Genomic DNA, 12,841 nt, shown 5'->3' on the forward strand with positions numbered 1-12,841 from the left:
GCGTTATTTTATGTTACGGTATATTTTTTCTACTCTGTCCAAAGACTCATAACAATCGCTGTACTTCGTAAAGTGAATGGATTCTTTAGAGCCTAGAACAAGTATTCCAAAACGACTTAAACTTTCATGAAACAAGCCGTGAACATGATCCCGCAGCTCATCATTGAAATAGATCATCACATTGCGGCAGAAAATAACATTAAACTCATTAAAAGAAGTATCTGTAGCCAAGTTATGCTCAGCGAATATAATGTTTTTGCGTAAATATGGCTGTAAAATAACCGAGTTATACTTCGCTGTATAGTATTCAGAGAATGCCCGGGTACCTCCCGCCTCCAAATAATTCTTAGTGTATTGCTTCATTCTGCTAATATCATAGACGCCTTCCTTAGCCTGCTGTAAAGAACGCTCATTCATATCTGTGGCATAAATCCGAGCCTTATCGTAAAGCCCTTCTTCATGAAGCAGGATGGCCATAGAGTATACTTCTTCACCAGTGGAGCATCCAGCATGCCAGATACGAATATAGGGATAAGTCCTCAACAACGGAACTACCTTCTGGCGAAACGTTAAAAATAACCCCGGGTCCCTAAACATTTCGGTAACCGGAATGGAGAGACTATAGACAAATCGTTCAAAACAGGCACGATCATGCAGCACCTTTTCTTGCAGCGCGGATATGCTGTGTACATTCTCCGCATGCACATGATGCCAGATACGACGCTTCAAAGAAGGCAACGCATAATTCCGGAAATCATATCCATATAAACGGTGTACTCCATCAAGGAGCAGCTCGATCTCAATTTGCTCCAACTCGTCACTTCCTACCATAACGGGCTGCTCCTCATATCCGTGTTCTATCGCTTTCATTGTTATCCCGACTCCCTTATTAACACACCGTAATTCTAGTCATGTTAGTTCTTAAAAAGGTATTACCCCAAATTTGAGTTTACGAATACAACCAGACACGCATTAACGAAAGAAGTTGACCTGTTGCGATCGGTTTCTTCATATAATCAGAAGCTCCCGCTTCAATACATTTGGCGCGATCCTCTTTCATTGCTTTGGCGGTAAGCGCAATAATAGGCAGTTTCTGATATTGCGGCATTTCACGGATTCGGCGCATAGCTTCATATCCGTCCATTTCCGGCATCATCATATCCATAAGCACGAGATCAAAATCTTCTTGCTCTACCAGCATTTCCAGCGCTTCACGTCCATTCTCCGCAAACTTCACTTCCATGTGGTATTCTTCCAGTACACTAGAGAGTGCAAAAACATTACGAATATCATCATCGACGAGCAGTATTTTCTTCCCTTCGAATAACTCTTCTTTGTTATGCAGCTTCTGCAAAATTTTACGTTTATCTTCCGGAAGATTGGCTTCTACCCGGTGCAAGAACAACGTTGTCTCATCCAGTAGTCGTTCCGGAGAACGAACATCCTTAATAATTATGGATTCAGCATACTTGCGGAGCTGTGTCTCCTCTTTGCTATCTAAATCCTTACCTGTATAAATAATAATAGGAAGATCATTTAATTCTTCATCATCACGAATCTGATCCAGCAATTCAAAGCCGTTCATATCCCCAAGCATAAGATCCAGAACCATACAATCATATCTCTGCTTGCGCAGCTCCATCAGTGCCTCATTGCCGGTTGATACCGCGGTGATAGCTACATCATCGTGACCGATCAATTCCATAATGGAACGACGTTGAATCTCATCATCTTCAACAATCAGAAGGTACTTCACTGTGCTGGACGTATAGTTCTCAATTTGTGAGAAAGCCCGCTCCAATGCTTCTCTTGAAGATGGTTTTCTAAGATACGCCATAGCTCCCATCATTAATCCTTGCTTCACTTCATCGTTCACTGAGATAACATGAACAGGAATGTGACGGGTCTGAGATGCACTTTTCAGCTCTCTAAGGATGGTCCAGCCGTCCATTACAGGCAGCTGTATATCGAGAATGATCGCATCTGGCAAATAAGTTTTTGCCATCTGCAGTCCTATATCGCCTTGAAGCGCTACTAAACCTTTAAATCTGCGCCCACGAGCCATGTCTAACAAGATTTTCGCAAAGCTTTCATCATCTTCAATAATAAGCAGGACTTTGTCATTCGCCGTCAAATTGTCACGGTCATCCTCAATTGTCAGTTGTGGAAGGGGTACGTTAACTGCTGCTGGCACTAAGGTTGGAAGCATGTCTCCAATATATTCATCATATGTGGAATCCTCTTTGGACACCGCAGCTTCTATTTCTGCACGTTGTTTACTGTAATTTGCCTTCACCGGCAAATATAAAGTGAAGGTACTGCCTTGTCCCTCACGGGATTCGAGCACAATAGCTCCACCCATTATACGAACCAATTCACGGCTGATCGACAATCCCAACCCCGTGCCTCCATATTTACGGCTGGTTGTTCCGTCTACTTGCTGGAAGGCTTCAAATACAATATCTGTTTTGTCAGCCGGAATACCAATGCCACTGTCCTTCACAGCAATAGCAATATATTCATTATCACTCGGCAGATTTAGTGGCAAGAGATTATTATCTGCCGGGCTAACTGAAAACTCGATAAAACCTTCGGTTGTAAATTTAAAGGCATTGGAGAGCAGATTTCTTAAGACCTGCTTCAACCGGTGACTATCGGCAATAACGCTATCTGGCAGCGGCTCGTTAAAGGCTATCCGTAAGGAGAGTCCTTTTTTGATCGCCTGCGGAGCAAAATTCTGCTTCACAAAGCTTTTCAGCTCAGTCAGTTTAATTTCTTCATGATTCAGTTCCATTTTTCCTGCATCAACCTTGGACAGGTCTAAAATTTCATCAATCATCTTAAGCAGGTCAGCACCTGACATATAAATCGTATGGGCAAATTCAACCTGCTTCTCCGTTAAATTACCATCTTTGTTCTCGGTAAGCAGCTGGGACAAGATCAGCAGACTGTTGAGCGGCGTCCGCAATTCATGGGACATGTTCGCCATAAATTCCGATTTATACTTACTAGTCACGGATAATTGCATAGCCTGTTTCTCTAGCTGAACCTTAGCATGCTCAATTTCATCTTTTTTCTCCTCGACCTCCTGCACTTGTTCCTCTAGTGCACGAGTCTTGGCGACGAGTTCCGTATTGTAATGCTCCAGTTCCTCCTGCTGGCGTTGCAGCAGTTCTTCTGAACGCTTAAGCGCGTCCGTCTGCTCTTCCAAGTTCTCATTAGAACGACGCAGTTCTTCTTGCTGAGTCTGCAGCTCCTCTGACTGACATTGCAGTTCTTCCGTAAGTGCTTGTGACTCACGCAGTAATTTCTCTACAATCAGACGACGACTAATATTATTGAAAATAATGCTTAAATTATTCGCAAGTTGTTGCAGCAAATCATTTTTCAGACTGCTAAATGGCTGGAATGAAGCAAATTCTACTACACCGAGCAGCTCGTCTTCAAAAATAAGCGGATGAATGGAAATATATCCTGGCTGTGAATCCACAAAGCCGGATTTCACGGAGATATAATCTTCAGGAGCCCGCTCCAATCTGATTGGGTGCATATCAAGCGCACTTTGTCCTACAAGCCCTTCTCCAATCAAAAAACCTTCCTTTGGTTTCTTATCGTTATCTACTGCATAATAACCACTGCTTCGTAAAAAATCGGGACGATTAGCATCCTTCAAATACACAGCTCCAAACTGGGCTCCGAGCACAGGGGTGAACTCGTTGATAAAGGTCTGTGAGACCTGATCCAATGAGCTAACCCCCCGGAGAAGTTCTGTCACCTGAGCAACATTTGCATTCAGCCAGGATTGATCATTCTGTGCCTGTGCATAAGCCTGTTCCATTTGCTGTTTCTCTTCAAGATCTAACGCCATTTTCTTAAAGACAAGGGCAACCTCACCAATCTCATCTTTCGAAGTAACCTTTATGCGCCTTATGGCCCGGATTCTGCCGTTGCCAAAGCTGGTAATCATCATCGAAACGACATTAAGCCCCCGCGTAATGCTTGGAATGATCCATAGAACAACTCCAAGTCCAAGTAGCAGGCCCACAATCATCATCAAGATGACCATCTGAGTAGAGCTTTGATAGGCATCTTTAGCTTTTGCGCTCTCTTCATTCATAATAAAGGCATTATAATCAGAGAGACTGTTCAGAGCATTTAACACGGCATTCTGAATCGCTTGTCCCTCTGTGTTAGAATACGTGCTGGCATTCTGGAAATAACCAGCTGATAGCAGCTTCAATATTTTTTCCTGATAATTTAGATAGACCGTATAAGAATCATCAATTTGATTAACGATCTGCATCTCTTCAGCGCTAGTCATTGATTCTTTTATTTTGTCGTAGTGCTCATTCGCCTTAGCTATTTTTTTATCAATCTCTTTTTTTTGTGATTCTACCGTTGATGTATCCGCGCTTAACATGGTCGTCGTTAATATGCGCGCCATATCATTCACTTCTCCACGCATACCTGAAGAAGAGCGCCCCTTCATATATCTATCCTGGTAACCCTCAAGCTGACCATTCATATAATCCAAACGATCGTATCCAATCATAGTAAGTGCCAGCATAATCGCCAGCATCGCACTAAAACCAATTAAGAGTTTAGCCTTTATTTTCATCCTCATTCTGTTCCCTTCTTCAGTGAGATCCACACTATACATTTGTCATCGTCACGCTCTTTAGGAACATCAGCATTGAAAAAAGCAGCCCGTATAGTTTCTTCCTTCCATTCATGCTCAACATTTAAATGCTTAATCATAAACTTCAGCTGCTCTTCCTGTTCACCCTCAACCAGCTCCAGCAGACCATCTGTATAGAGAACCAAATGCCCTTCATCTTCGTAGGTCAAGCTCTGAGGCTGAATATCAATCCGTTCAAACAGGCCTACAGGGTGACAATTACTTTCCAGCAAGACCGGAGTCTTAGCTGCGCCCTCAAAAAATAGCGCAGGTGGATGCCCGGCGTTAACGTAGTCAATACGCTTTATACGAGTGTCGATCACAAGATAAATCGTCGTAAAATAATATTGAATCAGCTTTTTCTCAATATAAAGTTGGTTAAACCTTCGATTGAGTTCCTGAATTACCTTTTCCGGCTCTACATAGGTAGTTACCGTATCCTTTAATACTGACGCAAGGAACATGCAAAAAAGAGAGGACGATATACCGTGTCCCATAATGTCCAGGAGTATTACGCCATATCGGCCATCCCCAAGGGGATACCAGGCATATAAATCACCCGCCAATTCAGAGGAAGGCTGATAGATAGCATGCACCTCGAAATTCTCTTCCTGCAGGGGGAGGCTGAGTACAGCATTCTGCACGAGTGCAGCCAGTCTCAATTCCTCCTGAATCCGCTGATCCCGTTCCTTATGCCAATCTTTCTCACGTTTTAACCGCAGAGCAAGCCGAATCCGGGCCATTAGCTCCACTTTATTAATAGGTTTCGTAACATAATCTACTGCACCTGCATCCAGCGCTTCGGCCAATTTCTTTGAATCACCTACAGCTGTAACCATTATTATTGGAATATCCTTAAGATGTTCGTATTGCTGCACAACACGACATGCTTCGATCCCATCCATTTCTGGCATCATCATATCCAGTAAAATCAGATCAATATCTGACATCCGGGGACGTCCATCTTCACTCACCGAACCGATTCCAAGCCGTTCCAGCATCTCTTTGGCAGAGGATGCGGTTACGAAATTTCGGTAATCTTCTTTTTTCAGGATTTCACGGATAATGATAACATTAGTCGGATTGTCATCCACGATTAAGATTCTCATCATCTTCACCTCACACGATTAGTATTACGACCGTAAAATTCTGCAAACCTACTAACTATATCATACGCTATTTCACAGTGTTATTTCTATTTTCATAATATGTAAATATAGTCATAGGATCAATTTACGTATTCAGCAAAGTAACCTCCAGCCCCACTATACCTAGTGGGGCTGGAGGTTACTTTATTCTAAAGACAGCCTATGTTTATTAACCAATTTGCTCAAATATGAAACAGATTAGGAAGAAATACTATCAAATAAATCAATTCCTTCAAATTCACCCGCCAAATTTCGATATATTTTGAGTGCGTTATTCCCTCTCAGGTATACATCCCCATCTTCGGCTATAAAATACGGTTTGCCCAGAGTATCTTGCAGATTATCTGTTAAAGGATCGATTTCTACGCCATCTACATGTAAACCGAACTGCTGTGCTTGCGGAGGTGCAACATGTACATAAAGTACAACACCCTCGCCCACACCCACTGTCACATCTGCGTAATGGTACTCCACTGTCTCTAGCAATGGATCATTTGTCACCGCAAGCGGATTGCCTTTGGTCAGAAGCAGTTCTTCCTTTGTGGTGTATAAAGCGACACCTTGCAGAGAATCAAAGCGATTTATATATGGGCTGGATTCTGAAGCATGTTCAAATGCGAGAACCGACTTAGGTTGTTCAATAAAAGTAGAGATAGGCACCAACTGTGGAGACGCATCAAAGTATGGGAAAAGAAGACCAAATAAAAGGATCATCATGTTCATGTTGTGTCCCACCTTTCTTATCTGCAGCCACCGATTACAGAAGCCTTACTATCTTATGCTTAATGACGAAATTTCTTCCAAAGAGTTGCAGCTACGTCTACACCTTTTAGCACTGTAGCTATTTTTCCCGGTGACTTCTCAGCATAAATGGCATCATAGGAGTTAACAGTACGTTCTTCAGCAGGAGTTAGCGGAGCTTCTTTTATAGAGACTTCCTTACTTTTCTCCTTCAGCTCACGCGATTTACGATATTTCTCGATCACTGTGACTGACACTTGTTTGACTGTTAAGGTTAGCTCATTCATAACATCACCCAGATTCTTGACAGAATCGATGACTGGGTCAATCTTCTGAATCTTATGCTGTACATCGGCAGTGATTTCATTTGCGTGTCTGACCGTCGTTTTCACTTCATAAGTAAGCTCATCCATCGTCTTCTGTACTTCCACCAAGGTTTGGCTGACTTTGTCGAGTGAATCCTTTGCCGACTTTAAAGTTTTAATTAAAAAGAAAACAAGTACTGCGAATGCAATTGCGACGAGTGCTACACTAAGTTCAATGATCATATTCATAACCCCTTCCATATCTCATAAATATCGGCTAATCAGCCTTGTATACTGCATAGTTACCCCTGGTCCCATAAGCCGAAACATCTTGTCGAGCGTTGTCAAGAGTCCCTCTTCCCTTTTGTTTCAAAATCAAAGTCCCCGTTTATACAATGACTACATTAATCAAAAAAGGATAGGTGATATGTAATGTTAAAATGGTCCGCAATACTACTTGTAGTCGCAGTAATCGCCGGAATCTTTGGTTTCTTCAACCTAGTAGCTGCCGCTGCTGGTCTTGCTAAGATCCTGTTCTTCGTCTTCCTGGTTCTGTTTGTAATTTCTCTCTTCACGGGACGCAGAGGCAGATCTATGTAGCCCCTCTTATTAATGGTGTGACTGTTGTATCCCTCCCATATCTATCCATATATCTTATTCATCATGCAGAAAGTATAGGTCATTCCTGCACGGATGTCACTTGAGAAAATAAGAAATGTTGAATGGGTGGTTCATCACGCATCATTTACGTTTACTAGCTTATTAACAAACAGTACTTTTGGAAAAAAATACATCCAACCCCCACAGGAGGAACCAAACATGAAAAAAATCGCCAGCCTTACAGTAGCCTTAGGACTTATGGCTTCCATTGCAGCTACAGCTTCAGCAGCTGAAGTAACAGGAACTACTACGGCTCCTGCAACCGTAACTGGAAGCACTTACAGCAATTCTTTTGAAACCATTATTACTCCAGCGGATATGAGTCCAGCTACACCGCAAATAGTGCTGACTGAGAAAACACCTTTCTACTTTTCAGTCGGAGGTATAATTCCAGCAGGCTGGCTTGGCGTTCAGACTCTTGATACAACAGGTGAAGTCATTTCGGATACTTGGGGTAATGAATGGAGAGAAATTTACACTTGGCTGGGAAAAGCATGGGTTAAGGTTCCTGTATCAGCCAATGTGATTTTGCCATAATTAATCAATAAGCGAAGAAGGGGTGTCCCAAGAGCCAAGAAAATGGCCGATGGTACTGCCCTTTTTTTATGTGGAGAGTACATATTCTGAACAGATAAACAGGAAGAGCTACCCCTTCAGTAGAGAATTCTACTAAAAGGATAGCCCTCTTGCGCGTACGCCCGCCATCGTTCACCCGTCACAAACATGCGATGCTGTCGCTTCCTGCATTTTCATATATTTAGCGAATGACCGAACCTCCGTAGAGAAAACGATTCATCCAAGAAGCGCTTAATTTATCTACCCTTACCCCGCCTGAAGCTACGGAATAAGTTTGTAGAACTTGTCCATCTCCTAGATACATTGCAACATGCGATATTCTAGCCGTAGATTTGTCGATTCCCTCATAAGCAGAAGCAGAATTCCCCTTATAATCCATAAAGAACATTAAGTCGCCGCGCTTCAAATTGGAAATAGACGTAACCACCGTACTATTCGACTTCACCCAATCTCCCTGTTGACGGGAATCCGCCGGCAGTTTGAGATTGGCTGCATCCATAAAAATTTGCCGGATGAAGTCCGAGCAATCAAAGGTGCTTGTATCATTTCTGCTGGAGCCATACTCATAAGGCGTTCCTAGATATCCCATGCCTGCAGCAATCACCCGTTCGATTTGGGCTGAAGCCCCCGGTGTTGTTACAGGTGGATTGGGTGTAGGTGTAGGTGTAGGCGTTGGTGTTACCGTTCCAGATCCCCCACCGTTTCCTGAAAGTGTACTATATTGTTCACTTGAACTTATATATCCGATGCTACCATCCGCCGCTTTAACTTGATACCAGTAACTGTTAGGCTGCGCCAGAACTTCTACTTTTTCTCCCTTATTCAAAAGCTTCATTATTTTCCCGCTTGTTGAAGGTGAAACTCGAAGATTCACACCATACTTAATGGTGCCAGTTTGTGCCGATGGTGTCGTTATTGAAGCAGAGGATACGCTGATATACTTATCTCCTGCACTTGTATAACCCACTGAACCATCAGCCGTTTTTACTTGATACCAATAGCTGTTAGGCTGCGAAAGGATCTGCACTTGATCTCCCTTTTGCAAGTACTTCACTATTTCTCCGTCAGTAGAAGGGGTGCTGCGAAGGCGAACACTAGCCTCGATCACACCTGTTTGAACGGCTGAAGCTGCTGTAACTGAATTAGATGAACTTGAGGCTGCCGCTGCTTGTCCAGGAGCAGATACTCCTAAACCTGCAACAATTGCAGCAGATACTAACAAAGATGCTGTAATTTGCTTATGTGATTTGATCATACGTTCCCCCAAATTCCATGATGAGATTTCAATAAAGGATTGTACTACATTATTCCTTTATGCCCTCATTATAGGCTTGCCCGGGATTTGGAACATGCTCCAAATTTCACATATAATCATGCCACTTTATGGTAACACACAGGTCTAAAGTCTCGATTTCTCCTTGAATATGTGTTATTTTTCCTTAATATAGCATTTCGTGATTTATTTTTTAGGTTCCACGTGCACCTGCACATTCATAATATTATGCATTTTGCTCATTCTTTCTTCGATGGAATCACTTATTTCATGACCTTCCGTCACAGAAATATTCGCATCCACTTCCACTACAACATCCACATGCACATGATTACCATGAACCCGTGCCTTCACATCTTTAATCTCTTCTACTCCCGGCGTTCGAGCAATCGTACTGCGTAGATCCATCAATTTATCTTGATCAAAGCCATCGGTAAGCCGATAGGTCGAATCACGAAAAATATCCCAAGCGGTCTTGGAGATAATGAGTCCGACAAGAACAGCTGCTGCGGAATCAATCCATGGCAAACCAAACTGTGCACCCACAATCCCAACTGCGGCTCCAACACTGACCATTGCATCAGAAAAATTATCCTTAGCCGCTGCCATAAGTGCTCCACTGTTAATTTGTTTGGCCAGTCTTTTGTTATATATGTATACCCCCATCATAGCTACTGCACATACAATAGCCACCGCTGCCGACCAGAGCTGCGGCGTTTCTTTTGTACGATCGAAAAAGGAACGCACCGCCTCCACAATCACTTGAAGGCCCACTACCGCCATGATAAAAGAAGCCAACAACGCCGCTACGGTCTCTGCCCGGAAGTGCCCATAAGCGTGGTCAGAGTCAGGTGGCTTCCGCGAAATCCGTAACCCCACCAGTACAGCTATGGATGCTACGATATCTGTTAAATTGTTGACCCCGTCCGCTACGAGTGCGCTAGATGCAAATAAATAACCACAAACCAGCTTGAATGATGATAGGATGAGGTAAGCCGCTATGCTCACCCAAGCTCCTCGTTCACCTTTACGTATATCTTCGTAAATATCAGTCATTCTTGGCTCCCCCTCTTTTCCCCCGATTATTTAAAATACGGAAAAGAATTCTTTCAATTATTCTTGCCCTTGTGGCAGCATTTAAAAACAATTAGAATAAAGTGTAAGGACTTGCTTCGAAGGAGGTTATCATAATGAGCGAAAGCAACGATAAAGGAAAAATCAACTTAGCGGAAGCTATCCGTAAAAAACTGGAACAGAAGAAGCAACAATCTTCCTCCAAGCCTGGATCCACATTTCAGGCCGGTTCCGCCAAACCGCTAAAAAGCCAAAATAACAAAAAGCCTAACAACCAACGCCGTCGTACTGGCGGATCTTAGTATTTACTTATACTTAAACATAAACGGCTGCGAATCCCTCGGGGAAACGCAGCCGTTTATACGTTCGTCCTGCCTGATAGGATGGATTAGAACTCTTCAAATTCATAATTGCTTCTCTTTAATGTACGATTAGCCAGCTGAAAACATGCGCTTTGGGAAACCTCAAGGGCTAAAGACTCCTGTCTTGGAAACCCCGCATACACCCCGTAGCATTCTACTTGTTAATAACTTTTCAAAATTGAAATTATAAAGACAGCTACCCTGATCCTAAAAGGATTAGTGTAGCTGCTTCATGGATTCCTTCCGCATAGCGGAAATTAAATATTATACTTCTACAGGATACATGCGCTGGCGCATTTCCTTAATTTCTGGATTCTCCAAATATTCATCGTAGCTCATGGAGCGATCAATTACACCTGTAGGTGTAATCTCGATGATGCGGTTAGCAATGGTTTGGATGAACTGATGGTCATGGGAAGTGAATAGAATCGTGCCATCGAAATCGATCAGCCCGTTATTCAGTGCCGTGATGGATTCCAGATCCAAGTGATTGGTTGGTTCATCGAACACAAGCACGTTCGCGCCGTTGAGCATCATTTTGGCCAGCATACAGCGAACCTTCTCGCCCCCGGACAGCACACTTGCTTTCTTCAGTGCTTCTTCTCCGGCGAACAACATACGGCCCAAGAATCCACGCAGGAAAGTTTCGTCCTGATCTTTAGAATACTGACGTAGCCATTCTACAAGATTCATTTCCACACCATCGAAATAGCTGGAGTTGTCTTTCGGGAAATACGCTTGAGTTGTAGTTACTCCCCATGTATATTCGCCCGCATCCGCTTCTTGCTCACCCATGATCACATCAAATAGCAGTGATTTAGGCTGGGAGTAAGGGCCTACAAAAGCAATCTTATCCCCTTTATTTACTACAAAGCTAATTTCATCAAGAAGCTTTTCACCTTCAACCGCTTTGGACAATCCGCTGACTGTCAGCAATTGTTTACCCGCTTCACGTTCTGGTTTGAAGTTAAGGAACGGATATTTACGGTTGGACGGACGAATGTCGTCCAGTGTAATTTTCTCAAGTTGCTTCTTACGTGATGTCGCTTGTTTAGACTTGGAAGCATTGGCCGAGAAACGCTGGATAAATGCCTGCAATTCCTTGATTTTATCTTCCTTCTTCTTGTTCGAATCACGCTGCAAAGCTTGCGCAAGCTGACTGGACTCATACCAGAAGTCGTAGTTGCCGACGTACATCTGGATTTTGCCAAAATCAATATCCGCAATATGCGTACATACTTTATTCAGGAAGTGACGGTCATGGGATACGACGATAACAGTACCTTCATAGTCCATGAGGAAGTTCTCTAACCAGCCAATAGATTCGAGATCCAAGTGGTTGGTAGGCTCATCTAGCAGCAGGTTATTTGGACGGCCAAACAAGGCTTGCGCCAAGAGTACCCGTACCTTTTCATTGCCGCTCAGTTCGGCCATTTTTTTGTCATGCAGTTCACGCATAATTCCGAGACCAATCAGCATGGCAGCTGCATCTGGCTCAGCATCCCAGCCGTTAAGCTCAGCGAACTCACCTTCAAGCTCTCCTGCACGCAGGCCATCCGCTTCTGTGAAATCGGACTTCGCATAAAGCGCATCCTTTTCTTTCATAATTTCATAAAGACGTGTATGACCCATAATTACGGTCTCAAGTACTGGGAATTCATCATACTCAAAATGGTTCTGTTTGAGTACTGCGAGACGTTCGCCCGGTGTAACATGTACCTCACCGGTATTTGCTTCGATCTCACCAGACAGAATTTTCAGAAAGGTTGATTTACCGGCACCATTGGCACCAATCAAACCGTAGCAGTTACCAGGGGTGAATTTTATGTTTACATCTTCAAAGAGAGCGCGTTTTCCGTAGCGGAGTGTTACGCCGCTTGTGCTAATCATTACGCATTACCATCCTTTTCACTTAGGGTTTCGGCTCATTATAGCATAAATAGAGAGCAAAAAGCCCGTAAAATAGCCTTTTCAGCTGTTCTCTCCAATACTAAAGTTATTCCAGCTGCTGTACAGAGGTCGCC

Annotated in this window: 11 protein-coding genes; 3 read left to right on the plus strand and 8 right to left on the minus strand. The window is 43.3% G+C overall.

Going from position 1 to position 12,841, the window contains the following annotated elements:
• Positions 1-3 precede the first annotated feature (3 nt).
• From MHI25_RS27055 to MHI25_RS27075, 5 genes are all read right to left on the minus strand, one after another.
• Positions 4-870 (minus strand): protein-glutamate O-methyltransferase CheR, encoded by an 867-nt coding sequence (locus tag MHI25_RS27055; RefSeq protein ID WP_051491113.1) that lies wholly within the window; start codon positions 868-870, stop codon positions 4-6.
• 79 nt (positions 871-949) lie between these two features.
• Positions 950-4,618 (minus strand): response regulator, encoded by a 3,669-nt coding sequence (locus MHI25_RS27060; protein WP_340395712.1) that lies wholly within the window; start codon positions 4,616-4,618, stop codon positions 950-952.
• Between the two features lie 2 nt (positions 4,619-4,620).
• Positions 4,621-5,787 (minus strand): fused response regulator/phosphatase, encoded by a 1,167-nt coding sequence (locus MHI25_RS27065; protein WP_340394628.1) that lies wholly within the window; start codon positions 5,785-5,787, stop codon positions 4,621-4,623.
• A gap of 237 nt (positions 5,788-6,024) precedes the next feature.
• Complete coding sequence (locus MHI25_RS27070; RefSeq protein ID WP_076128682.1) at positions 6,025-6,549, minus strand: hypothetical protein; 525 nt, start codon at positions 6,547-6,549, stop codon at positions 6,025-6,027.
• Positions 6,550-6,608: 59 nt separating this feature from the next.
• A complete protein-coding gene (locus tag MHI25_RS27075; RefSeq protein WP_036680224.1) occupies positions 6,609-7,115 on the minus strand; it encodes a DUF948 domain-containing protein in 507 nt (168 codons plus the stop codon).
• A 189-nt stretch (positions 7,116-7,304) separates the two neighbouring features.
• Between MHI25_RS27075 and MHI25_RS27080 the strand changes: the two genes are divergently transcribed.
• Together MHI25_RS27080 and MHI25_RS27085 are read left to right on the plus strand one after the other, a co-directional pair.
• Positions 7,305-7,472: a DUF1328 domain-containing protein gene (locus MHI25_RS27080; protein ID WP_036680225.1), complete on the plus strand. Its 168-nt coding sequence runs from the start codon at positions 7,305-7,307 to the stop codon at positions 7,470-7,472.
• Positions 7,473-7,691: 219 nt separating this feature from the next.
• Positions 7,692-8,069 (plus strand): hypothetical protein, encoded by a 378-nt coding sequence (locus MHI25_RS27085; RefSeq protein WP_076128684.1) that lies wholly within the window; start codon positions 7,692-7,694, stop codon positions 8,067-8,069.
• Positions 8,070-8,289: 220 nt separating this feature from the next.
• Here MHI25_RS27085 and MHI25_RS27090 read toward each other — a convergent pair whose 3' ends face one another.
• Positions 8,290-9,363: an SH3 domain-containing C40 family peptidase gene (locus MHI25_RS27090; RefSeq protein WP_340394629.1), complete on the minus strand. Its 1,074-nt coding sequence runs from the start codon at positions 9,361-9,363 to the stop codon at positions 8,290-8,292.
• 204 nt (positions 9,364-9,567) lie between these two features.
• Positions 9,568-10,437 (minus strand): cation diffusion facilitator family transporter, encoded by an 870-nt coding sequence (locus tag MHI25_RS27095; RefSeq protein ID WP_340394630.1) that lies wholly within the window; start codon positions 10,435-10,437, stop codon positions 9,568-9,570.
• A 134-nt stretch (positions 10,438-10,571) separates the two neighbouring features.
• Here MHI25_RS27095 and MHI25_RS27100 point away from each other — a divergent pair, with 134 nt between their 5' ends.
• Positions 10,572-10,757: a hypothetical protein gene (locus MHI25_RS27100; RefSeq protein WP_036680230.1), complete on the plus strand. Its 186-nt coding sequence runs from the start codon at positions 10,572-10,574 to the stop codon at positions 10,755-10,757.
• A 324-nt stretch (positions 10,758-11,081) separates the two neighbouring features.
• Here the strand turns inward: MHI25_RS27100 and MHI25_RS27105 are convergent, their stop codons facing one another.
• Positions 11,082-12,707 carry an ATP-binding cassette domain-containing protein gene (locus tag MHI25_RS27105; protein WP_036680232.1) on the minus strand — a complete coding sequence of 542 codons (1,626 nt, stop codon included), beginning with the start codon at positions 12,705-12,707 and terminating at the stop codon, positions 11,082-11,084.
• Between the last annotated feature and the right edge of the window lie 134 nt (positions 12,708-12,841).

Source organism: Paenibacillus sp. FSL E2-0177 (genome assembly GCF_037992975.1).
Lineage (GTDB): Bacteria > Bacillota > Bacilli > Paenibacillales > Paenibacillaceae > Paenibacillus_AQ > Paenibacillus_AQ odorifer.